Below are 23,068 nucleotides of genomic sequence, written 5' to 3'. Positions count from 1 at the left end.
CTATGTCATTGATCAATTTATCTGGTGCGTGGTTGTCGTTCAGTGATGCGCCATTACTTGATAATGCAGAATTGCATATAGAAGAAAATGAAAGGGTTTGCCTGGTTGGCCGTAACGGTGCTGGAAAATCTACTTTGTTACGGGTATTAGCAAAAGAGCAACCGCTGGATGATGGTCAGGTTATTTACGAACAGGATCTGGTTGTCGCCCGCTTACAACAGGATCCCCCCCGTGATGTAGAAGGGACGGTTTTTGATTTTGTTGCCGAAGGTGTTCAGGAGCAGGCCGAATATATTAAATCTTTTCATCTGGTTTCCCGCTTGGTGGAGCAGGAGCCAAATGAGAAAAACCTTAATCGCCTGGCGGAATTGCAGGAGGTGCTGGATATCCGTGGGTTATGGTCACTGGACAGCCGTATTAATGACGTATTGAAACAGCTCTCTTTACCTGCGGAAGCGAAGCTCTCTTCTCTTTCAGGTGGTTGGTTGCGTAAAGCAGCATTGGGAAGGGCGTTGGTTAGTTCGCCAAAAGTTTTGCTTCTTGATGAACCAACTAACCACTTGGATATTGATACGATTGAATGGCTAGAGAATTTCCTGAAAGATTTTCAGGGTAGCCTTGTTTTTATTTCTCATGACCGTTCATTTATTCACAATATGGCAACCCGTATTGTCGATTTGGATCGTGGCAAGTTAGTATCCTGGCCGGGTAATTACGATAAGTTTCTTGAAGGAAAAGAAGAAGCGTTGCGTGTGGAAGAGATGCAAAATGCTGAATTTGATCGTAAGTTGGCTCAGGAAGAAGTGTGGATCCGTCAGGGGATTAAAGCGCGTCGTACTCGTAATGAAGGGCGTGTTAGGGCATTGAAGGCATTACGTATTGAGCGTTCACAACGCCGTGAAGTAATGGGAACCGCTAAAATACAGATGGAAAAAGCGAGTCGTTCCGGCAAAATTGTCTTTAAGCTGGAAAATGTTAACTATCAAATTGGTGAAAGGAAACTGGTCAATCATTTCAGTGCGCAAATTCAGCGTGGGGATAAAATTGCACTGGTGGGACCAAATGGTTGTGGCAAAACAACCTTATTGAAACTGATGTTGGGTGAGCTGCAATCTGATAGTGGCCGTGTTCATTGTGGTACTAAATTAGAAGTTGCTTATTTTGATCAGCATCGTATAGCACTTGATCCGGAAAGAACGGTGATGGATAACCTGGCTGAAGGTAAACAGGAAGTGATGGTGAATGGCCGCCCTCGTCATGTTCTGGGTTATTTACAGGACTTTCTGTTTCATCCCAAACGGGCAATGACACCGGTTAAAGCGCTTTCTGGTGGTGAAAGGAACCGGTTGTTACTGGCGCGTCTGTTCCTGAAACCCAGTAATCTGTTGGTACTTGATGAACCGACCAATGATCTGGATGTAGAAACATTAGAGCTGCTGGAAGAGCTGGTAGACAGTTATAAAGGTACTGTATTGCTGGTGAGTCATGATCGTCAATTTGTTGATAACTCTGTGGCGGAATGCTGGATTTTTGAAGGTAATGGTGAGATCAATAATTATGTTGGTGGTTATTACGATGCTCAGCAACAGCGCGAACAGGCTGTATCGTTGCGTCGGCAAAATGAGAGAAAACTTCAAACGGATGTTAAAGTAGAAAAGATTAAAGAGCCGTCGAAAAGCTCTCGTAACAAAATGAGTTATCATTTATTGCGAGAATTAGAGCAGTTACCATCATTGCTGGAGAAACTGGAAGAAGAGTTTGATCAGTTACAATCTCAAGTGAGTGATCCTGAATTTTTTAATCAGCCTCATGTAGTGACCCAAAAAATATTGACTGAACTGTCTCAAAAAGAGCAAGCGTTAGAAGTTGCTTTTGATCGCTGGCAGGAATTGGAAACATTGAAAAACAGTTAATAGTTAACATAATTAGCAGAATCATACTGCGAAATTCTTCTGAGTATGATTCTGTGTATATTCCCGATTTCCTTAACAGGAGAAAGATCTTGTGTTCCGGTAACCATCATCATGAAATGGTATTGTGCCCTCAATGTGATTTGCTGGTGACATTGCCAGAATGGGTCCAGGGAACGAAGGCGGTTTGTCCTCGTTGTAAGACGACATTAGTCACATGGTGGAAGGAACCTAAACATCAGCCAATAGGTTATGCAATCAGTGCATTATTTATGCTATTAATGGCTTGCTTGTTTCCACTTGTCAGTATGAGTGTGGCGGGAATTGGCAGTGAAGTTACCTTATCTCAAATCCCTCAAGTGATGTTTAATGAAAATTACGCCAGTGTGGGAACATTTTTTTTGCTCTGTGTTCAACTAGTGCCTGCGTTTTGTATGGTAGCGATTATTCTCTTGTGCCAGGGTGTTGTTATTTCCCGGAAGATAAAAATCTGGTCGGCCAGAGTTTTATTTCAGATGAAAAGCTGGTGTATGGTTGAAATCTTTCTGGCAGGGGTATTAGTCAGCTTCGTTAAGTTAATGGCTTATGGTGATATTGGGTTAGGTTTAAGTTTTTTGCCATATTGTCTGTTTTGTCTTCTCCAGGTGAGAGCATTTCAGTGTCTGGATCGCCACTGGTTATGGAACCAGATAGCGCCCGCACCTAAGGTGAATATACCGTTACAGGCAGGGAGAGCGGGGTTAGTGCAGGGTGTTCGATTATGCCAGTGTTGTACGGCTATTTTACCGGCGGATCAATTAGTATGTTCACGTTGTTATACTCATGGACATGCCCGTCGTCGTAACAGTTTGCAATGGACAATGGCACTGATGGTGACAGCTTTAATGCTTTATATTCCTGCTAATATCATGCCAATGATGGTGACAGAATCGTTAGGTAATCAGAGTGATTCTACTATTATGGCTGGAGTGATATTACTATGGAGTGTAGGTTCATACCCGGTCGCTTTAGTCATTTTTATTGCTAGTATTATGGTGCCATCCCTGAAAATGCTGGCAATTGGCTGGTTGTGTTGGGATGCTAAAGGTCACGGTAAACGGGATTCCGCCCGAATGCATTTTATTTATGAAGTTGTCGAATTTGTTGGCCGTTGGTCAATGATTGATGTATTTGTTATCGCAATATTGTCATCACTGGTACGTATGGGGAAATTAATGAGTGTCTACCCTGCTATGGGGGCAGTTATTTTTGCTTTAGTTGTGATCCTGACTATGTTTGCGGCAATGACATTTGATCCGCGTTTAATTTGGGATAGAGCCAACGTTAAACATTCGTTATAAGGCAATGAAGGAGTGTCAAGGTGACGGATAAAGTTGAAGACCAGAGTCAGGCTAAAATCGATAAAATTAAAAGTTGGTCGCCAGTCTGGATTGTACCGATTGTGACGGTGCTTATTGGTGCTTGGATATTGTTTTACCATTTCAACCACCAAGGGCCGGAAGTGACGTTGATTACTTCCAATGCGGAGGGCATTGAAGCCGGAAAAACTAAAATTAAAAGCCGTAGTGTGGATGTCGGCGTGGTTGAGAGGGTCATGCTGAGTGATAATCTTAGTCAAGTTATTATTAAGGCTCGGCTGAATGATGGCATGGAAAACCTATTGCATAGTGACAGCGCTTTCTGGGTAGTGAAACCGCAGATTGGCCGTGATGGAGTATCCGGGCTTGGTACTCTTCTGTCCGGGGCTTTTATTGAACTTCAACCGGGAACGAATGGTGATGAAGAAGATAAATTTAATTTGTTGGACTCACCACCATTGGCTTCACCTGATGCAAAAGGTATTCGTGTCATCTTGGTCAGTGATAAAGCGGGCCAGCTCAATCCGGGTGATCCGGTGTTGTTTCGTGGTTATCGGGTTGGTTCTGTTGAAACCAGTGAGTTTGAACCGAAATCTCATCTGATGAGATATCAGCTATTTATTAATGCACCTTATGATGGTTTGTTGACAACCAATGTCCGCTTTTGGAAAGAGAGTGGTATTACCTTTGATATGTCTTCTCAGGGGGTACGTGTTGAAATGGCTTCGTTATCAACACTGTTTGGTGGAGGTGTCAGTTTTGATGTGCCTAAGGGTTGGGAATTGGGTGAGCCAATTAAAGAACAAGCCACTTACAAACTTTTTGACAACCAAAGAAGCATTCAGGATTCTTTATATACCGAACATAAAGACTATCTGTTGCTCTTCTCCGATTCCGTTCGAGGGCTACAGCCGGGTGCGCCAGTAGAGTTCCGTGGTATCCGTATGGGGACTGTGGCAAAAGTACCGTTCTATTCAGAGGGAATGAGACAGCGGCTGGATAACGATTTTCGTATCCCAGTACTTATCTCCATTGAGCCGGAGCGCTTTGAGAAGGAGTTGGGGGAAGGGTTTGATGTTGAAAAAGAGCTGAATAGCATAACTAAACGTGGTCTGCGGGCGTCTCTCAAGTCAGGTAACTTGCTGACAGGGGCACTATTTATTGATTTGGATTTTTATCCAAATGAAAAAGGGTGGGCTGGTCCGTATGAAATTGCGGGTTATCCGCTATTGCCAACAATCAGTGGTGGCCTTGCTCAAATTCAACATAAGGTTATTGCAGCGTTAGACAAAATTAATAATATGCCGGTTGAGCCAATGTTTAATCAGGCTATTCGCACTTTGGAAGAGAGTCAGAAAGCGATCAGAAAAGCCCAGCGGACCCTTGATGAATTGAATAAAGTGCTGGCGAATCCTGAAACCAAAGATCTGCCAAAAGATATACAGAAAACATTGCAGGAGCTTAGCCGTAGCATGCAAGGTTTCCAGCCCGGTTCACCGGTTTATAATAAGATGTTGGATAATATGCAGCGATTAGATCAAGTGTTGAGTGAACTACGACCTATTCTGAGAACGCTGAATAATAAGAGCAATGCATTAGTTTTTGAGTCTAAGCCAATTGAAGATCCAGAACCGAAAAAGGCTAAAAAATGATGAGAAGATTGGCATTAATTTTAGTGATTTTTATTTCTGCTTGTAGCCGTCAGCCAGAAAAAACTTACTATCAATTGCCGGTAGTAGCAATAGCATCACAAAAGAGTGCTATCGTGCAGCATGATCGCCAATTATGGGTACAACGGGTTATGTTGTCCGATTATCTGTCATCCTCCGGTGTGGTGTATCAAGGTAGTGATGTTAGTTATGTCAGCGCGGAGAATCACTTGTGGGCAAGTCCACTTGAACAGCAGTTACAGCAAGTGCTGGTAACTGAGTTAACTATGGCGTTGCCTCAGCGTTTAGTTTCTGCTCAATTATTGGTTAATAAGCCAGATACTCTAGACGTGACAGTCACCAGTTTTCATGGTCGTTATGATGGTAAGGTGATTTTGCAAGGTTACTGGACATTAACTCATCAAGGGAGTGTCGTTAAACAGCCCTTTAATCTGGAGCTAAAACAGGAAGAAGATGGTTACGATGATTTAGTCCGCACATTGGCAAAAGGATGGAGTCAGTTGGCGCAAATTATTGCCAGTCAATTAATTTCCCAATCGTAACCCTCTGTCATTCTCCGAGTGTAAAACTCTTGCGCTCGGAGAAAATTAGTATTATCAGTAGGATAAAAATTTCTCTTTATTATTAATACGTTATTGTTTTTTTTGTACTGATATAACAAATATTACATTAATATGAATTTCTTGACTTGATTTTCAAAATTTATAGGGGTATTTCTAAATCGTGGTTGGATAAATGATGACCACTGTTTTCTTTCTACTGATCTAGCTTATGAGGTAAATAAAAGCATGAAGAGACAGAAACGAGATCGTTTAGCACGTGCGTTATCGAGAGGGTACCATGCAGGTATTTTGGGGCGTCCAAGGGAGCATTGTCCCTATTATTCATTAGATGCCCGTTCTCATTGGTTAGGAGGATGGCGTCAGGCTATGGAAGACAGGGCGATGATGGCTTAGTCTGCCAAACTGATGGTATAGGTTAGGTGAGAAAAAACCTCCATTCCTTATCAACGTGGTATATATCCCAAATTTAATCTGACAGTGACTGATTGTTTATACAGATATCTGTCAGATTGAATCCTGTAAGTTTTCTCTGTCCAGATTTCCCTTTGGCTGTGACAAAAGTAAAAATGCCGTACCGTATAAAATAAGTTTTTCCCGACGTCAGTGGCTTACCAACTATTTATTTATTGAATTATTAAAGTATCTTATTAAATTATTAAAGTATCGTGTGATGAAAGCCTTGATGCATAGCATCTAATAAATCGATAAGCATTAGCAATGTCAGGATTCCAATTCTTTCATATTGTTGTGCTGTTATTTGCGAATTCGGTAACATGTGAATGAGTGGCCGCTAGGTGACATATCTTATTTAACTTATTCAACATGACAACTGATATTACGGCCATTAAGTAATCTACTTGCTAATACGAGGGATGATTGTAATTCAATAATTGCAGTAAGATGGGTTTGATAAACATTTATGATGTAATTCAACCCAAAAGAGACGGCTATATTCTTCAATCCCATCGACTGATATGGTTATAGTTTCATGACTTGTATAGGCTGTTTGAAGCAATGATAATAGCGTCGATCCGCCATTAATAGTACATACCCACCTAAATCCTTGGACACGAGTAGGAGTCGCTATTTTTCCATAGCAATCTCCATTTGTGTTAGGCGCTTTTAGCATTTCGACAGTACCGTCAATCTTATCGAGTTTTGCAATGGCAGTTGGTGTAAGAGTCAATGCTATGATTATGAGCAGTATTTTTCTGATGTTCATATAATATTACCTCGGTGTGTTTGTTAATATTAATCATCAATCTTAATCATTATTAATGTTTTTACCTGTTATCAGTATGCTTTGGTGAGCTTGTTTGATATATCAGGTCAATTTGATCATAGCACAATTTGCCAATTGTATACTGATTGGTCAGCGACAATTGGGTGTTTATAATGCAGATATTCAGGTGTGGATTTGTGTTATTTCTAATCGAGGTAGGTCAAAGTTAGAACTTGATTTGATTTTTTTCTGTATGGATATCGAATCTTATACTCTGAGATATAACCGGAATTGCCTTTGAGGGAGCAAAAATAGCACTAGGTATTTTTTTAAGATACTGGTTACTTGGTGGTGTGCTTTTAGTGAAAAAGGTGAAAAGCAATTAGCCAGTCACCTTCCTTTTCGATATGTTACTGATTATTTGTTAGAAAGAGCTGGTATCTTTAAACAAGCCTACTTTCAAATCCGTTGCCGTATAGATGATTTTACCATCTACTAACACTTCACCATCAGCCAGTCCCATAATCAATTTACGGTTAATGACACGTTTAAAGTTGATACGGTAGGTGACTTTTTTAGCCGTTGGTAATACCTGGCCGGTGAACTTAACTTCACCAACACCAAGGGCACGGCCTTTGCCTTCACCACCTAACCAGCCAAGGAAGAATCCAACTAATTGCCACATGGCATCAAGGCCAAGGCAGCCGGGCATTACCGGGTCATTAATAAAATGGCAGTCGAAAAACCATAAATCAGGGGTAATATCCAGCTCGGCTTCTATGTAGCCTTTATCGTAGGTACCACCGTTTTCTGTCATCTCAATGATGCGATCCATCATTAACATATTACCAGATGGTAATGGCGGCCCATTTTTTCCGAACAGCTCACTGTGTCCAGACGCGATAAGATCTTCTTTTGTGTAGGATTTACGTTTATCAACCATATTATCAGATAGCCTTATATTTAGTGTAGGGTAAATAATAGAGTACACTTGTACGCTGAACAACTCCGATCAGACATTCTAAATTAACCCAACCAGCGAAGAAACCACGGGAATTTAGGTCGCTCCTGATTATTCGCCTGTGTTATACGTTCTTGTATCATAGCTAACAAGTGTGTTTCTTGTTGATCATAATAAGGGATACCTGTCAATAAAGGCAGCGCTTCAGAAACATGTTTTACTGACCATAAATGAAATTTTTGTGCTTTTACCGCATCCACAACGGTTTGATTAAGACATAAATGATGGATGTTCGCTGCTGGTAGGATGACTCCCTGTTGACCAGTTAGTCCTCTGTGGTGGCATACTTCAAAGAAACCTTCGATTTTTTCGTTAATACCACCAATTGGCTGAACATAACCAAATTGATCTACTGCACCTGTGACGGCCAGCTGTTGATCAATGGGTTGCAGGGAAAGAGCACTTATCAATGCGCATAATTCGGCAAGAGAAGCGCTGTCGCCGTCAACTTCACTATAGGACTGCTCAAATACCATAGATGCAGAGAAAGGTTGTGGTTGATCCAATTTTAGCTCGGAAATTAAAAATGCTTGCATAATCATCATGCCTTTCGCATGGATATTGCCACCTAACTCAACTTTGCGTTCAACATCAACAAATTCCCCATCTCCCATATGCGCCACGCAAGTGATACGGGATGGCTCTCCTACTGGATCAGGATGGCCGGGATACTCTAGCACAGATAATCCATTAATTTGGCCAATGACCATGCCTTGGGTACGGACAAGAATCTGGCCTTTGTGAATTTCCTCTAAACCACGTTCAGGCAGATAATTGTGACGCCAGCGGCGATTTTCCTCTGCTTGTTTAATTGATTGAGCTGTAATCTGATTTTCTTGCTGATAGAGTGCCGCAGTAGTCAGTTGCCGTTGTAGCCAGAGAATATCCAAAGGCAGGTGGTGTTGATCTTCTACATGGCGGATTGCTTGTTGGACCAGCTCAGGCCAGGCATTATGATTCAATGGAGGTAATTGCCACTGTTGAATGAGTCCATTGATATAATTGCACCACAGGCTCAAATCCTGCTCATTATGAAATGGCATATCCAGCTCAAATTCGCCATATAGAGTGCTTTTTGCTAATTCAGGTTCTATAGCCTGAAACTCTTCAAGGCTTAGACGATCTCCAACCAGGATCAGACGTAGCTTTAATGGCATAGAGGGGATAGGTAATGGTAACGGCTTGTTGCCATCTGGAGACAACCATTCAAAGCGTTGCTGAATAATCATCTGTTTCAGGCGAACCCACATTAATGGCTGAGACAGTAGGGTACGTAACGGCAGAATAAGTACACCGCCATTTACCTGATGAATCAGACCGGGTTGTAAGTGAATTTCTCCGTTGTGAGAATGGAAGCAGCCAAATAGTTGCTCTGCTTCTATCCATTCACGATAGGCTACTTGCAACTCTGGTGTGAAATGGCCTTCTGTTGATGGTTGCCAGCTAATTTTCTGTTGCTGTATGCGATAATTGCCACCAATTTGGGGAAGTTCTTTCGTGAGTAATGGACGGAGAGACTCAGCTAATGCTGACAAATAAATATCACATTCTTCAGCTTTCAATAGCATAAAAGGCTGGTGGGAATCCATCCGGCAAAAAAGCTGCAAACCACTATGTAGCCGTGATTGAACTGCTTCCATACTGGCAGACGCCTGTTGGGAAGCGGAATGAAAAAGTGCATCATAAGGAGCGCAATTCGGCAGTAATGCCTGCCAGTCTAGTTTGTTAGTGGTCAAAGTGATCGCTGTATATTGTAAAGTAGGAAAGCGTCGATTATACAAGATTAAGATATAAACCAACATGCTTGAATGTTTGCTATTGTAGACACTTCATGTAAAAAATGATTTTATCAAAAAACAGATATTAGTTAGTTTGGCTATAAGCAATTTACTAAAATAGTTGTTATGCTTATTTTTAGTTACGCTGTCACTGAGAAAGTAAGATGAAATATCAACAACTGGAAAATTTGGAATGTGGCTGGAAGTGGGCTTATCTGATGAAAAAACATCAAGAAGGTGAGCCAATTACTAAATATATTGAAAACAGTGCAGCTCATGCAGTAGTTGATAAACTCATTGAACTTGAGAGTGAACCGGTAAGGGTACTGAAATGGATTGAGCAGCATATGAATCCTGATTTATCCAACCGGATGAAACAAACTATCCGCGCTCGGCGTAAACGGCATTTTAATGCGGAACATCAGCATACTCGCAAGAAATCCATTGACTTGGATTTTCCCGTGTGGCATCGCTTATCCGCACTTTCTCAGCGACGGGGTAATACGTTGTCTGAAACTATTATCCAGTTGATTGAAGATGCTGAGCGGAAAGAAAAGTATGCTAATCAGATGTCCAGCTTGAAACACGACTTGGAAGCTATTCTGGGTAAGGAAGAGTAATTTCAGTTGTGATAGGTTGGTGTTGCAACAAGCTCCTTAATCAGTTTTGCACTATCGGTAAAAGAAAACCCCATTTGACCATGGGGCTTTCTGAGCTTTTGATGATTAATTATAACCAAGAAAGGCTATTATTGAGCAGATTGTGCTTGAGTAACAACCTCTTTAGTACCTTGAATTTCGATCTCTACGCGACGATCTGGCGCCAAACAGTTGATTAGATTAGGTTTGTGAACCTTATCACAAGTAGAACCAGTGACTGGATTTGCTTTACCGTGACCTTCCGCGCTGATGCTATCGGTAGGGATACCCTTAGATACCAAATAGTCAACTACGCTTTGAGCACGTTTCTGAGACAATTTCTGATTGTAAACGTCTTTACCGATACGGTCGGTGTAGCCTAAAACCAGTACTTTGCCCTGATTTGGGTCGATATTTGCTAACTCAGTATAGAGTTGATCAAGATTGTGCTTACCTTCGGCTTTCAGCTCAGAACTTGCAAATTCGAACAGAACGTCAGAACGCAGGGTAAAACGTTTATTTTCAACAACGGGTGCTGGAGCAGGTGTTGGAGCAACAACCGGAGCCGGAGCAACAACTGGGGCTGCTGCTTCATCTTGGCCGAAGCGGTAAGAAACACCTACGCTCAACAAACCGTTATCAGGACGTGCACCTACTGAACCTGCATCACCGACATTATTAACCCATTGGTAATCCAGACGAGTAGCCCAGTCTTTAGTTATCGCATATTCAACACCGATAGCTGCCAGTGGAGAAACACCGGTGTCATGATTTTTCAGATGAGTATTGGTTGTGCTGTAAGTTGCTTTGGAATCTGCCCGCCAAACCATACCACCTAGGCGAGTATAGATATCCAAGTCATCCATAATTGGATAGCTCAGTTTGGTTGCCAGTTGGAAACCGTGGGCTTTGAAGGCACCATTATTGACGCTGCCTTTGTAAGACATACGACCTAACCAGTCATAACCTATTTCAAAACCTAGGTACGGATTGGCTTGATAACCTAAGAAAGCACCCGCACCCAATTGGTTTTTGTGAGTAGGGCCATTACCGATTGCACTGGTATAGCCGTTACCGTAGAAATTTACGTCATGGTATTGGGACCAACCCAACTTACCACCGGTATACCAAGTGTTGTCTTTTGGAGCTGCTTGCGTTGCAGTTGTGAAAGCGGCCACTGCCACTGCTACCGCGATAGCTGTCTTTTTCATTTTAACGCCTCGTTATTATCATCACCCAATAGGCAATTGGCTTTGGGAGCCTTTTTACTTACTGCCTACCCCATTAGGCTATTTCATTTGCCATTCTTTGTAATAAAAGCAAACACTGAGTTGTGTTCAAATTCTTCGGTACCGTTATTGTGTGTACGCTTTGAATTTTGTGCATTTCCGTGTTCACTATTTACCCATAAGAATAACCTGCACTAATTTAATACCTACGAAGATAGGCTGTTGAGCCATATTGATTAAAAAAACTCAGTTAGGAATACTGCACTTTCATAAAACCGATGGACCAAACAATACAAGGGTACTAAGTGCAGTAACCTTTAATGGTGTAAAGTCTACAACGAAGTTAAAAAGTTACAAGTGCCCCTTGATTAATAGAGTAAAAAATTTAAAAGATAATGTGTGATTTCAAAAAAACTTTACTATTCTTTACAACTAATCTTACCTTAATTAATTGATTTTAACTGTGATTAGTGGCTCTTGGTCTAAATTGATTATTTTGTGTTATGAATATTGCAATAATTCCTAGTTTTGGTCAATGATAGTGAATGGAATGGATTTTTAGTAAATCTGATCGCGATTCAGCACGGTTGGTTTCTTTACTTACATCTTGTGGGCGCATAATAAAGCCCAGTGCATGACCTTTTTGTGCCGCAGCCCGTAATCTTACGGTATCTTTTTCCGATAACTTTGGTAACCAGCCAAGTACCACGCTGTAATTACCACTCGCCAATGCTCTTTCCATTGCTTCTACCGTTGTAATGGAGCTAATGTGATTTAATTGAATAATTTTATCTAGAGGTAATCCGGAGTTAATTAACCATTGGCGACTCAGTTTCTTATGTGGACTAACCCATAGCAACCAACGGGCTTCATTTCCTGATTGGCGTAACAAAGGTAGCAATATACGATTAATGACCGCTTGGTTATCGCTATATTGGTTATCACTATAAATCAATTCACTCACTATACCTTCTTTACCCTCTTTCACTATAACCCTCTCTTTTGGCTGAATTGTCTTGTGCAGGTGAAGAGGGTGATAGCCGCTTTTTGGTTGACTGATGTTTATACCCGTTATCTTTCAAGTTGCCTCTTTGTTGGCTGCACTCACTCACCCCGGTCACATAGTTATCTATGCTCCCGGGGTTCGCTCCCTTGCCGTCGCGATGCATCTTGAAATCCATAAGGCATAGAAGGGTAAACCCAGGATGATTGAATGCCCATAATGAACCTCGCCACAATTAACTGTATTAATATACAGTATCTTCATATCAGGCTGAGATCAAGCCTATTTTTTCAAAGAGCTTCGCAAATATTGACTGTAAATGGCTGTAAACTCATTTAACCATTGGCAGATAAAATTGGATTGCGTATGTTTTTAATTGCTTGTTCCTGTTATTTATTTTACTAATAATTGGGGCAAATCTATGGATAAGAGATTTATTTGCACAAAACTCATGGAGTGATCTGTATGTTTTTGTCTGAGGTGCGTTTTACTCAACTCAAAAATGGTTTTTCTTCGTTTGGGGCATTGACAAGGAAGCCACAGTTCGGCGGTTACAGCCTGTTAGCTGATGGGATTATGTTCGCTATTATTGCTGATGGAGAATTATATTTAAGAGGAAATGGCCATGCTGAAGTATTATTTAAAGCCAGAGGAATGAAAAACTATATTTACTCGAAAAAAGGAGTGCCTGTAATTTTGCGTTATTATCAAGTTGTTGAGTCCCTTTGGCAAGATCAGGAGTTGTTATCTCAATATGCGTATTTGGCTTATCATTACTCATTTATTGAAATGGCAGGTAAAAAGAAGATGCCAGAGCGTTTGAAGGATTTGCCTAATCTTGGAATGTCTTTGGAACGTCAGTTATGGAAAGTCGGAATATGTAAAGTTGAAGATTTGCGGTTGTTAGGTGCGAAAGCCAGTTATTTAAAGCTGCATCAATATAAAAGAAATTCTAATGTTAGTTTATTACTTGCTTTGGCTGGTGCAATTGAAGGATGCCATTCAGCCGTTTTACCGGTACAGATCCGTAATGATTTATTACTCTGGCACAAGGAATTGGCTTATTAGATCTTTATCGTGAACAGCTAAAGGAAGGGGCAGTTAACTGCCCCAGTATGTCAATCTGGTTATAATTGATTAATTTTTTTAATGATATTGACGATTTCAGGTAACAATTCTATTAATAAATTGATTTGTTGCAATACCAGTTGTTCTTTACTATTTATTTCTGTCGGAGCTTGCTCAATTCTTTTCACTATGTTGACAGGTATTTGCTTAATTCTATCATCGTCTATTAATATCGATTTTAATGCTGTATCGACATAACAAACAACATCATTAAGAATATCCAGAATAGCTTTATTATCCAATTTATCTCGATGTGCTCCCAGCGCAGAGATGTAACTTAGCATGGTGTGATTTAGGCACAATAGCCGGAATGCTTTTTCTTGAGAAGTCTGGTCACTTTTCGGCTCGGCAGACATGTTTGAAATAACGGATACCAGTTCTGCATCACTATTATGGGCATCACGGCGGGCAATTCGATAGGTTAATCCATTATCTTTTCCCTGATAATATTGAACTAAAATAGCATCCAGGTAGCGACAGTTGGTGTTCATCGTCCGGTTTATCACTTGTGATAACTGGCGGAATCTCCAGTCTGGCCAAATGAAATTAACGGCTAACCAGGCGCTACCACAACCAATTAATGTATCAATAATTCTTGGTAATGCGACTTCAAAGCCTTCACCTAACAAATTGAAGCATAATAATACCAGTAATGTGATAAACAGGGTTGCATGTGCATATTGGGTGTTACGGAAGATGAAGAACAATACACCAGAAATGACAATTAACACCAGTTGTCCCTCAATAGATGGCACAAAGTAAAGGATTGGCAAGCCGATCAAGACGCCGGCAAGGGTTCCTATTATTCTCAGTGTCAAACGGCGGCGAGTAGCGCTGTAGTTGGGTTGGCAAACGAATAGACTGGTTAGTAAAATCCAATATCCATGTTGTAAGTCCAACAACTGGATCATGGTGTAGCCACTACATAGCAGAACAGACATGCGGATTGCATGGCGGAACAGGGCTGATTGTGGGGTTAGGTGACGATTGAGCCTTAGACAGATATCACGCCAGCCCGTCAAAGTTTCGTCGGATAGTTGAGTTTCATCTCTTCTGTCTTTGGAAAGATGGTATTGTCCAGAACTCATGCTTGCTAATTGTGCATCAATCGCACGTAGGTTTTTTAGCAAATGACATAAGGCGGTAATCTTGAGGTTATGTTTCTGTTGTTTACTGAGTTGTTGTAAGGAACTTTCCAAATAGTTAAATGCACGTTCGATACGCGGATCGTGCTGGTATGGTTTGTGCCAGAGTATCGATTGAGCAATCTGTTCACATACACGGGCTTGCATAGAGAGAAGACGTTGAAAGCGGAACAGAATATCGTTGTAACGGAAAGTATGTAGTAGGCTCTGATATTGCACATGAGATGAACTTGCCCGTTCGTGAATATCTTGTGCAACAAAGTAGTAATGTAGAGTGTGGTGGATTCCACGTTGGCTGCTATCGCCTTTCAGACGGGTCAGTAGGGAGGTTTTGGCTTGATTTAGCGTGTTAACTAAGACACTGTTTGCCATTGCCACATTAACGACGGATTGCTGGTATCCTTCTTCTATTATATCGGGATCAAACAGGTTAGCTTTAGCATCAAGGTAAACTGCGAGTTGTTGGTAACAACGTGCTAGATTGTCTTGTAATGGGCGAATAGGGAACAGTAAATGGCCCGTTAGGGTTAGCAGGTTATACCAGATTGCACCTGTCAGCAGTAATAGGGGTTGTTGATACCATAGTGGGAAAATAGACGAGCCAAGCATAGTATAAATTGCGATCAGCAACGCACCAAATGCAATAGTGGCATAACGTTGTCCGAGGGCTCCCAGTAAGATAAAACTGCAAGTGGATAATGCCAGTCCAATAGTAAAAAACCAGGGATAAGGGAACAGTAATTCAATAGAGGTTGAAGCGATAAAGAAAGAAATCAGCGTGATCACTAGATTACGTAGACGACCAGTCAGACGATCATCAAGATCAGCGAGTGCTGCGGCAACAACGCCCAAGGTCAATGAGATAGTTATTTTAGGCTCTTTATCCAGAAACCAAGGCACTAGTGTTGTTCCAGCCAAGGCTATTAGGATACGGTTATAGTAGAGAAAATGACTGTTATAAAGAAAACGGCGCAGACCGGAGAAAACAGTTAGCACAAAATACCTCTGAGGTAATAATAACGGTCATAAATAACTATTATGATAAAAGGTTTATTAGTGATAAAAAACTCTTATAAGACATAATTCAACTATTTTTTAGGTATGGCGCTCGATAATGGAACTTAAAGCAACACAAATTGGTCAACGTCTTGCTCAGCATCCTTATAATCGGGTGCGTTTGCTGAATGCGGGTATTGAAGTCAGTGGTGAAAAGCATCAATACCTGATCCCATTTAACCAGTTAATTAATATTCAGTGTAAACGGGGTATCATCTGGGGTGAATTAGAGTTTGAACTATCCGATGGACAAGCGGTTCGCCTTCACGGTACTGAATGGCAGCAAACTCAGCATTTTTACCATTATCTGCTTGGTGAATGGCAGAAATGGAGCCAGGAAATGAGTGATATTAGTGCTAATGTACTGGCAGCTCAGGTTAGTGAAATCAACAGAATTGGACAACAGAATCGCTGGTTGAAAAAAGCTGATTTGTTCCAATTACAACAACAGATTCAAGCAACATTTCAGGCTTTACCATTGCCATTACAACGTCTGGAACAATTTGATCATTGCCGGGATGGGTATCAAATTTGTTTGCGTTGGCTTGAGAATGGCGAAAAGTGTGCTGAGGAAATCAATCTGCAATGGACAGAACGTATGTTGGAGCAACATCGTGACTTTTTTCAGCGGGTAGAAACATCTCCTTTAAACCTTTCTCAGCGTCTGGCTGTTATTAATGGTGAAAATTCAGTTCTGGTTCTTGCTGGCGCGGGTAGTGGAAAAACATCGGTGCTAGTAGCGAGAGCGGGTTGGTCATTACTTCGCCAACAGGTGATTTCCGAACAGATATTACTGTTAGCTTTTAGTCATCAAGCCGTAAATGAGATGAATGAGAGGATTCAGACTCGTCTTGGTGTGAATGATATTAAAGTAAAAACGTTTCATACTTTGGTGTTGCATATCATTCAGCAAGGGAGTAATAAAGCGCCAAAAATCAGCGTGTTGGAAACAGATGAACAAAAAAGAAAAGATTTTCTGATTAAACACTGGCAACAACAATGCAGCGGAAAGAAAGCGCAGGCCAAAGGTTGGCGGGAATGGCTGACGGAAGAGTTGAAATGGGAAGTGCCGGAAGGTGAATTTTGGCGCGATGAACAGCTTGCTAACCGTTTGTCAGATCGGTTTGAGCGTTGGTTGGGGTTGATGCGTATACATGGTGGTAGTCAGAAAGCAATGATAGAGCAAGTTCAGGGAGAGTATCTAGATCGATTTCAAAAATGTATTCGCTTGATTGGGCCTTTATTAAAAGCGTGGAAATCTGAATTGAAAACAGAAGGTGCTGTTGATTACTCAGGGTTAATCCATCAAGCAGTGAATATTCTGGATAAAGGGCGGTTTATCAGCCCGTGGAAGCATATTCTGGTCGATGAGTTTCAGGATATTTCACCATTAGAGGCCACATTGCTCACTACATTGCGAAGCCAAAATAGCCAAAGCTGTCTGTTTGCCGTAGGGGATGATTGGCAGGCAATTTATCGTTTCAGTGGCACGGAGCTGATGTTGACTACCGCATTTGCTGATTATTTTGGCAAAGGTGCTGAATGTGTACTGGATATCTCTTATCGGTTTAATGATAGGATTGGTGAGATTGCTAACGCGTTTGTGCAACAAAACCCAAATCAGTTAAGGAAGCCATTGAATGGTTTGACTAAAGGTAATAAAAAATCAATTGTTATCCTGCCAGAAGACCAGCTTGAACCTTTGTTGAATAAAATGAGTGGCTATATCACTGAGCAGGAAACGATTTTATTGCTGGCGCGTTATCACTATTTAAAACCTGAATTACTGAAAAAAGCAGCAACTCGTTGGCCTAAATTGAAAATAGAGTTTATGACTGTCCATGCTTCCAAAGGACGGCAAGCGGATTATGTGATTATTCTTGGTTTGCATCAGGGGCAAGATGGCTTTCCTGCACCAGCAAGGGAATCTGTGATGGAACAGGTTTTACTGCCACCGCCGGAGGATTTTTCGGATGCAGAGGAGCGTCGCCTTTTGTATGTTGCATTAACACGGGCGAAGAAGCAGGTGTGGTTGATGCAAGACAAGAATAATCCGTCGGTGTTTGTACGTCAGCTAGAGCAGTTAAGTGTGCCTGTTCAACGTAAACCTTAAGGTTTTGCGTTGACTGAAATATTCGATGCTATCATGGGATACCTTTCCTGGAAATCCCACGCTGTTTTTTCTAAGTATCTGACTTGGAGAAAGTACGTAGTTACAGGTATATATATTATAAAGACTTATTTCAGACGTTCATTCAAATAGTGTTGATAATCAGGCATTTGAATATCTACTGATTCAGAAAACAGAGGAGAACCAACAATAAAATCCGCAGATGCCAGATTGGTTGCAACGGGGATATTCCATACTGTAGCAAGGCGTAGCAGTGCTTTTACATCAGGATCATGAGGCACGGAATTAAGTGGGTCCCAGAAAAATATCAACACATCAATTTTCCCTTCTGAGATTAGAGAGCCAATTTGTTGATCTCCACCCATTGGGCCACTAAGCATATTGGTAACGGGTAATCCGGTTTCATTCTGAATCAGATTACCGGTTGTGCCGGTAGCGTATAAATGATGTTTCTTGAGTAAATTCTTATGTTTTTTGGACCAGGTTAGTAGCGAAGTTTTACAGTGGTCATGTGCAATAAGCGCTATATTTTTAGCGGTTGCCATTGTGCGGGTTGTCAATTCCATGAGAATACCTTTGGTAATCGTTATTGTGTTTTTGATCGTAGTGAGCTCAATTGATAACAATGTTTATCATATACATTGATATAAATAAACAAAGTAAAAATATCGAATTTTAAGGAGGAGTAAATGAGTGACCAGAAAATTGCCGACATACTAAAACGAGTAAAAACGATCGCTCTGGTAGGTGCGAGTGAAAAAACGACTCGTCCAAGTTATAAAGTTATGGCTTATTTATTGGAACAAGGCTATCAGGTGATTCCTGTCAGCCCGAAGCTTGCCGGGCAAACACTGCTTGGGCAACGAGTGCATGCACAACTGGCAGATATTCCACAGACTGTTGATATGGTCGATGTATTCCGTAATGCTGAAGCTGCATATGACATTGCGCAAGAAGCTATAGATATCAAAGCAAAAGTGCTCTGGTTGCAACTTGGTGTTATTAATGAGCAAGCAAAAGTGTTGGCAGAGGAATCAGGTCTGGATGTTGTTATGGATCGCTGCCCAAAAATTGAAATTCCAAGATTGGGGCTCGAAAAATAATATTTTCCAGCTTGTAATTATTTGGTTTTTAATCAGTGGATGAAGGGATCTTGGCACCAGTATCCAATACAAACTTAAGGTGTTGGGTGAGAAACGGTGCCCCGGTTCCAAGTGTTCAAATAATGTTTGAGCTGGATATTTAGTTGAGTGTACTTTTCTAGACTTCTTATAAAATCTATTTTTACAGTTATTACAATATTTTAAGGAAAATTTAGTTGTTCTTATAGCGGCTAAATTTTGCCGGAATCTACATTTTTATTGCTATAAGATATGGTGCTTTTGCTGTACCTCAGTTTTGACCCTTTTTTATCATCAAAAAATAACATATTGATTTAAAAGAAAAATAAAATATCTCCTGAAAAAAGGGTTTTTTCATTTTTTATCACTATATTCTTTGACAGTCAGCAACTTAAAGTTAATATGTAACAGTGCACTGCCGTACAGGCAGCTTAGAAAACAATTAAGAAGCTAAAAAGTGCTGACTTTGGGTGCACTGCCGTACAGGCAGCTTAGAAACATGTATACCAGAAAAATGCCAATATCAGTGCGTGCACTGCCGTACAGGCAGCTTAGAAATCGTATTGATCACTTCACTACACGCACAAAAGGTGCACTGCCGTACAGGCAGCTTAGAAATCAAGATCAAAATTTTCACATAATTTAACTATGTGCACTGCCGTACAGGCAGCTTAGAAAGTTAGGCAGTCGCCAGGGCGAGATACGTCATAGTGCACTGCCGTACAGGCAGCTTAGAAATTTTACCACGGCTGTTTTTATGAAGTTCCGCCGTGCACTGCCGTACAGGCAGCTTAGAAAAATAATACCCTCTCTCAACAATTGGTCTGTACGTGCACTGCCGTACAGGCAGCTTAGAAACCAATTTTTGGTTACGCCGTTGCAGTGAACAAGTGCACTGCCGTACAGGCAGCTTAGAAAGCTCACACTGTGCCAGTAGCTGACCGCGTTCGTGCACTGCCGTACAGGCAGCTTAGAAAATGAGAGTTAAACTTCATACGACCTCTCGTAAGTGCACTGCCGTACAGGCAGCTTAGAAAGACAGGGACATTGATATCATCAGTTGTTGCTAGTGCACTGCCGTACAGGCAGCTTAGAAATATATCAGGCTGCTTGTCCATGAGTTTCATAGTGCACTGCCGTACAGGCAGCTTAGAAAATTATTAAAACTCACCCCGATTGATTTTAATTGTGCACTGCCGTACAGGCAGCTTAGAAACAGTGTATTTCGCTCATTAATTGCTTTGCTATGTGCACTGCCGTACAGGCAGCTTAGAAAAGGATAGTGGCCCCAACTTTCGAATAACTTCAGTGCACTGCCGTACAGGCAGCTTAGAAAATAATATTTTTGTCATATTTAGCCCCGCTTGAGTGCACTGCCGTACAGGCAGCTTAGAAACAATGCAGCCGTTGCTGAATTAAAATCACCCTGTGCACTGCCGTACAGGCAGCTTAGAAACATTCCGACAGAGTGTCGTTATTGCGACGGCAGTGCACTGCCGTACAGGCAGCTTAGAAAAGCTTCTATCAACTGTATAGATTGTTGCGTCAGTGCACTGCCGTACAGGCAGCTTAGAAATTTCTCTGTATCAATAACTGCTGTTGTGCCACGTGCACTGCCGTACAGGCAGCTTAGAAAATTTTGGACCACTGCGGGGCTTTGATATCACTGTGCACTGCCGTACAGGCAGCTTAGAAAGTTGTGCTCTTCAATCTGCGTCACTCACACACGTGCACTGCCGTACAGGCAGCTTAGAAACATGAATAAATCGTGTTCGCACTCACCCCCAGAGTGCACTGCCGTACAGGCAGCTTAGAAATTCAAGTTGGCGCACCTGCACTTTGAGTAACTGTGCACTGCCGTACAGGCAGCTTAGAAATTCCGTGGCTTATGGATTTAAGAATTGTAGTCGTGCACTGCCGTACAGGCAGCTTAGAAAACTAATAGCGAGGTAATTATGAACGGGAAGCCGTGCACTGCCGTACAGGCAGCTTAGAAACCTTTGGAATGCAAACTTACATGTTATTAAGGTGCACTGCCGTACAGGCAGCTTAGAAATCAAAAACTATCGGCCATTGCCCGATCACCGCGTGCACTGCCGTACAGGCAGCTTAGAAAGTCCACATCAGGGTAGACCAGATGGTCAGCATGTGCACTGCCGTACAGGCAGCTTAGAAATACGAGTGCGGGTATCGTTCGGCATTCGGCGGGTGCACTGCCGTACAGGCAGCTTAGAAAAACTGCTCAATGCCGTCGCCGGCGTTTCCACGGTGCACTGCCGTACAGGCAGCTTAGAAAAGATTAACTGGAGGGAGACGCCGTTGTTTACTGTGCACTGCCGTACAGGCAGCTTAGAAATTCGGGCACGGGTCGCCAATATATTTATTGCTGTGCACTGCCGTACAGGCAGCTTAGAAAGGATATCTTCCTGGGTATGCCGTTTGTCACGGTGCACTGCCGTACAGGCAGCTTAGAAAAATGCAACAATGTACGTCGATAAGCATACAAGGTGCACTGCCGTACAGGCAGCTTAGAAAAACGGAAAATAGTGTTGTGGTTCAATAACTGCCTTAGGTTGTTTAGGTATAAATGGCGGTTAATTGCGCAGTTTTGGGGCCAATAGTTGATGGCGGATGGATTCTGCTAGCTCATCGAGAGAAGGTTGTTCTGGATGTTCATCGGATGTTTCATAGGTTAATTGTGCTTCAGCCAGATAAGTGTGTACAGGTTGACCGTTGTCATCTTCCATCACAACGTGATACCAGGGAGCGGAACGCAGGGTAGCATTGGATGCAATGTCATCCTCTTGGGGTTGTTCCAGAGAGTATTCCACATCAATATCCACGATGACTCCCAAATAACCCAGAAGTTTGTGACGTATTTGTTGGCCGATACCGAATTTGCTGGCGATAATCATAGTCATCTCCAAAGAAGTCTTGTCTTGACATTGATATAAGGGTAGTAAGGTGAATTACAAGAGCAGTACCCGGTAGTTGAAGCCATTTTTTGCTTTAAGTTGCAAACGTGACTTCATGTATTTCAGGTTAGCTGTAGTAAATATAAAACACAATCAAGAGTCGCGTGCTTAACTATATATGTGAGCGATACCGCAAGGTGACTGGTTGATTAGGGGTAATTATGATTAAATATGGGGTAACAATTTATGTTTATGGCCGGGTTCAGGGAGTTGGATTTCGTTATCAAACTTTTCGTTGGGCGAAACTTAATAAGCTGACAGGTTATGTCTGTAATTTGCATGACGGTAGTGTCAAAATCGTAGCTTATGGTGATAGTGAACAACTAAATGAATTAACCCATTGGTTGGAACAGGGTGGTCCACCGGGAGCTCGAATAGATAACTTTTCATCTCAATCCTGCGCAGTGGAGGATGTTGTAGATTTTAGTGTCCGCCACTGAACTAGTTTATTGATTAGATACATTTTACCGGTTTCGGCAGACCGGCAATCTTAGTTGCCTGCTTTGCCGGCCCTTTGGGAAACAGACGGTAAAGGTAGCGGCTGTTGCCTTTTTCTTCGTCATACTTTTGTGCGATTGCTTTTACTAACATACGGATAGCCGGGGATGTATTAAACTCCTTATAAAATTCTCGGATAAAACGGATGACTTCCCAATGTTGTTCAGTCAAAGTGATTTCTTCCTGTTCGGCTAGGAGTAAAGCTATTGCTTCCTGCCAGTCACTACTGTTTTTCAGATAACCTTGCGCATCGGTTTCGATTTCTTGACCTTCGAATACCAGCATAATCATTAATAACCATCAAAGAAAAGTAGCCGTAATTTAGCAAAAATCACTTCCATACCCAAGGATGGTATGCACATGTGTGGATAAAATAAGCCAACAACCGTGAGAAAGGGTAAATTTACGGCAATCGAACAGAAGAATACTTTACATCTGTCTCGGTGCTGTTTATAGTGCACCCCATTGCGGAGGGGTGGCCGAGCGGCTTAAGGCAGCGGTCTTGAAAACCGCCGATGGGAAACCATCCGAGAGTTCGAATCTCTCCTCCTCCGCCACTTCTTTCTAGCCTTATGTTTCTAAATGATTTTCCTAAGATTCACACCTTACTGTTACACATGAG

General features: G+C 41.8%; 19 protein-coding genes, 1 tRNA gene and 1 CRISPR repeat array. Of the genes, 11 read left to right on the top strand and 9 right to left on the bottom strand.

The genetic code is table 11. From position 1 onward, the window contains the following. Positions 1-2: 2 nt before the first annotated feature. The 5 genes from D3222_RS01315 to rmf all read left to right on the top strand — a co-directional run bounded on the left by D3222_RS01315 (position 3) and on the right by rmf (position 5,894). On the top strand, positions 3-1,913 hold the full coding sequence (locus D3222_RS01315) for an ABC transporter ATP-binding protein (RefSeq protein ID WP_118984483.1): 1,911 nt from the start codon (positions 3-5) through the stop codon (positions 1,911-1,913). An 89-nt stretch (positions 1,914-2,002) separates the two neighbouring features. Beyond that, on the top strand, positions 2,003-3,250 hold the full coding sequence (pqiA, locus tag D3222_RS01310; RefSeq protein WP_118984482.1) for a membrane integrity-associated transporter subunit PqiA: 1,248 nt from the start codon (positions 2,003-2,005) through the stop codon (positions 3,248-3,250). Between the two features lie 20 nt (positions 3,251-3,270). After that, positions 3,271-4,920 (top strand): intermembrane transport protein PqiB, encoded by a 1,650-nt coding sequence (pqiB, locus tag D3222_RS01305; RefSeq protein WP_118984481.1) that lies wholly within the window; start codon positions 3,271-3,273, stop codon positions 4,918-4,920. Then, positions 4,917-5,480 carry a membrane integrity-associated transporter subunit PqiC gene (gene pqiC, locus D3222_RS01300; protein ID WP_118984480.1) on the top strand — a complete coding sequence of 188 codons (564 nt, stop codon included), beginning with the start codon at positions 4,917-4,919 and terminating at the stop codon, positions 5,478-5,480. Before pqiB ends, pqiC begins: the two co-directional genes overlap by 4 nt. Before the next feature lie 246 nt (positions 5,481-5,726). Beyond that, positions 5,727-5,894 carry a ribosome modulation factor gene (rmf, locus tag D3222_RS01295; protein WP_011146047.1) on the top strand — a complete coding sequence of 56 codons (168 nt, stop codon included), beginning with the start codon at positions 5,727-5,729 and terminating at the stop codon, positions 5,892-5,894. A 490-nt stretch (positions 5,895-6,384) separates the two neighbouring features. On the opposite strand, the gene D3222_RS01290 is transcribed toward rmf, so the two are convergent. The 3 genes from D3222_RS01290 to D3222_RS01280 form a co-directional block, all read right to left on the bottom strand. Next, entirely contained in the window at positions 6,385-6,723 is a 339-nt protein-coding gene (locus D3222_RS01290) for a hypothetical protein (RefSeq protein ID WP_118984479.1), read from the bottom strand. 424 nt (positions 6,724-7,147) lie between these two features. Next, complete coding sequence (gene fabA / locus D3222_RS01285; protein WP_118984478.1) at positions 7,148-7,666, bottom strand: bifunctional 3-hydroxydecanoyl-ACP dehydratase/trans-2-decenoyl-ACP isomerase; 519 nt, start codon at positions 7,664-7,666, stop codon at positions 7,148-7,150. Between the two features lie 83 nt (positions 7,667-7,749). Continuing rightward, on the bottom strand, positions 7,750-9,480 hold the full coding sequence (locus D3222_RS01280) for an AAA family ATPase (RefSeq protein WP_118984520.1): 1,731 nt from the start codon (positions 9,478-9,480) through the stop codon (positions 7,750-7,752). Between the two features lie 206 nt (positions 9,481-9,686). Between D3222_RS01280 and matP the strand changes: the two genes are divergently transcribed. Then, positions 9,687-10,142 carry a macrodomain Ter protein MatP gene (matP, locus tag D3222_RS01275; protein WP_118984477.1) on the top strand — a complete coding sequence of 152 codons (456 nt, stop codon included), beginning with the start codon at positions 9,687-9,689 and terminating at the stop codon, positions 10,140-10,142. A 128-nt stretch (positions 10,143-10,270) separates the two neighbouring features. On the opposite strand, the gene ompA is transcribed toward matP, so the two are convergent. Both ompA and sulA read right to left on the bottom strand, forming a co-directional pair. Then, entirely contained in the window at positions 10,271-11,371 is a 1,101-nt protein-coding gene (gene ompA / locus D3222_RS01270) for a porin OmpA (RefSeq protein WP_118984476.1), read from the bottom strand. 550 nt (positions 11,372-11,921) lie between these two features. Beyond that, positions 11,922-12,377, bottom strand: coding sequence for an SOS-induced cell division inhibitor SulA (gene sulA, locus D3222_RS01265; RefSeq protein ID WP_369973491.1), 456 nt, complete (start codon positions 12,375-12,377; stop codon positions 11,922-11,924). A 480-nt stretch (positions 12,378-12,857) separates the two neighbouring features. Between sulA and D3222_RS01260 the strand changes: the two genes are divergently transcribed. Then, positions 12,858-13,460: a TfoX/Sxy family DNA transformation protein gene (locus D3222_RS01260; protein ID WP_118984474.1), complete on the top strand. Its 603-nt coding sequence runs from the start codon at positions 12,858-12,860 to the stop codon at positions 13,458-13,460. Between the two features lie 59 nt (positions 13,461-13,519). Here D3222_RS01260 and yccS read toward each other — a convergent pair whose 3' ends face one another. Then, a complete protein-coding gene (gene yccS / locus D3222_RS01255) occupies positions 13,520-15,661 on the bottom strand; it encodes a YccS family putative transporter (protein WP_118984473.1) in 2,142 nt (713 codons plus the stop codon). 118 nt (positions 15,662-15,779) lie between these two features. Here yccS and helD point away from each other — a divergent pair, with 118 nt between their 5' ends. Next, a complete protein-coding gene (gene helD / locus D3222_RS01250; RefSeq protein WP_118984472.1) occupies positions 15,780-17,834 on the top strand; it encodes a DNA helicase IV in 2,055 nt (684 codons plus the stop codon). 125 nt (positions 17,835-17,959) lie between these two features. On the opposite strand, the gene mgsA is transcribed toward helD, so the two are convergent. After that, positions 17,960-18,418 carry a methylglyoxal synthase gene (mgsA, locus tag D3222_RS01245; RefSeq protein ID WP_118984471.1) on the bottom strand — a complete coding sequence of 153 codons (459 nt, stop codon included), beginning with the start codon at positions 18,416-18,418 and terminating at the stop codon, positions 17,960-17,962. 123 nt (positions 18,419-18,541) lie between these two features. On the opposite strand from mgsA, the gene D3222_RS01240 reads away from it, so the two are divergent. Further along, positions 18,542-18,955: a CoA-binding protein gene (locus D3222_RS01240; RefSeq protein WP_118984470.1), complete on the top strand. Its 414-nt coding sequence runs from the start codon at positions 18,542-18,544 to the stop codon at positions 18,953-18,955. A gap of 428 nt (positions 18,956-19,383) precedes the next feature. Then, positions 19,384-21,508: a CRISPR direct-repeat array (repeat unit 28 nt; unit sequence GTGCACTGCCGTACAGGCAGCTTAGAAA). A 59-nt stretch (positions 21,509-21,567) separates the two neighbouring features. Here the strand turns inward: D3222_RS01240 and hspQ are convergent. Beyond that, positions 21,568-21,888 carry a heat shock protein HspQ gene (gene hspQ, locus D3222_RS01235; RefSeq protein ID WP_198672720.1) on the bottom strand — a complete coding sequence of 107 codons (321 nt, stop codon included), beginning with the start codon at positions 21,886-21,888 and terminating at the stop codon, positions 21,568-21,570. A 221-nt stretch (positions 21,889-22,109) separates the two neighbouring features. On the opposite strand from hspQ, the gene yccX reads away from it, so the two are divergent. After that, positions 22,110-22,388, top strand: a complete 279-nt coding sequence (gene yccX / locus D3222_RS01230; RefSeq protein WP_118984469.1) for an acylphosphatase — start codon at positions 22,110-22,112, stop codon at positions 22,386-22,388. Positions 22,389-22,401: 13 nt separating this feature from the next. Here the strand turns inward: yccX and tusE are convergent, their stop codons facing one another. Then, positions 22,402-22,731 carry a sulfurtransferase TusE gene (gene tusE, locus D3222_RS01225; RefSeq protein WP_118984518.1) on the bottom strand — a complete coding sequence of 110 codons (330 nt, stop codon included), beginning with the start codon at positions 22,729-22,731 and terminating at the stop codon, positions 22,402-22,404. 184 nt (positions 22,732-22,915) lie between these two features. Between tusE and D3222_RS01220 the strand changes: the two genes are divergently transcribed. Beyond that, a tRNA-Ser gene (locus tag D3222_RS01220) sits at positions 22,916-23,003 on the top strand. Positions 23,004-23,068: the final 65 nt, after the last annotated feature.

It is taken from the genome of Photorhabdus sp. CRCIA-P01 (assembly GCF_003545805.1).
GTDB classification, from domain to species: domain Bacteria; phylum Pseudomonadota; class Gammaproteobacteria; order Enterobacterales; family Enterobacteriaceae; genus Photorhabdus; species Photorhabdus antumapuensis.
The sequence above is the reverse complement of the archived record's forward strand: the minus strand, read 5'-3'. Positions and strand labels throughout refer to the sequence as shown.

Bases quoted from the DNA above. Each gene is read 5' to 3' on its own strand.
- yccX (WP_118984469.1), top strand. From the start codon at position 22,110: ATGATTAAATATGGGGTAACAATTTATGTTTATGGCCGGGTTCAGGGA.
- D3222_RS01290 (WP_118984479.1), bottom strand. From the start codon at position 6,723: ATGAACATCAGAAAAATACTGCTCATAATCATAGCATTGACTCTTACA.
- matP (WP_118984477.1), top strand. From the start codon at position 9,687: ATGAAATATCAACAACTGGAAAATTTGGAATGTGGCTGGAAGTGGGCT.
- mgsA (WP_118984471.1), bottom strand. From the start codon at position 18,418: ATGGAATTGACAACCCGCACAATGGCAACCGCTAAAAATATAGCGCTT.
- pqiC (WP_118984480.1), top strand. From the start codon at position 4,917: ATGATGAGAAGATTGGCATTAATTTTAGTGATTTTTATTTCTGCTTGT.
- D3222_RS01315 (WP_118984483.1), top strand. From the start codon at position 3: ATGTCATTGATCAATTTATCTGGTGCGTGGTTGTCGTTCAGTGATGCG.
- tusE (WP_118984518.1), bottom strand. From the start codon at position 22,731: ATGCTGGTATTCGAAGGTCAAGAAATCGAAACCGATGCGCAAGGTTAT.
- ompA (WP_118984476.1), bottom strand. From the start codon at position 11,371: ATGAAAAAGACAGCTATCGCGGTAGCAGTGGCAGTGGCCGCTTTCACA.
- rmf (WP_011146047.1), top strand. From the start codon at position 5,727: ATGAAGAGACAGAAACGAGATCGTTTAGCACGTGCGTTATCGAGAGGG.
- D3222_RS01240 (WP_118984470.1), top strand. From the start codon at position 18,542: ATGAGTGACCAGAAAATTGCCGACATACTAAAACGAGTAAAAACGATC.
- helD (WP_118984472.1), top strand. From the start codon at position 15,780: ATGGAACTTAAAGCAACACAAATTGGTCAACGTCTTGCTCAGCATCCT.
- D3222_RS01260 (WP_118984474.1), top strand. From the start codon at position 12,858: ATGTTTTTGTCTGAGGTGCGTTTTACTCAACTCAAAAATGGTTTTTCT.
- hspQ (WP_198672720.1), bottom strand. From the start codon at position 21,888: ATGATTATCGCCAGCAAATTCGGTATCGGCCAACAAATACGTCACAAA.
- fabA (WP_118984478.1), bottom strand. From the start codon at position 7,666: ATGGTTGATAAACGTAAATCCTACACAAAAGAAGATCTTATCGCGTCT.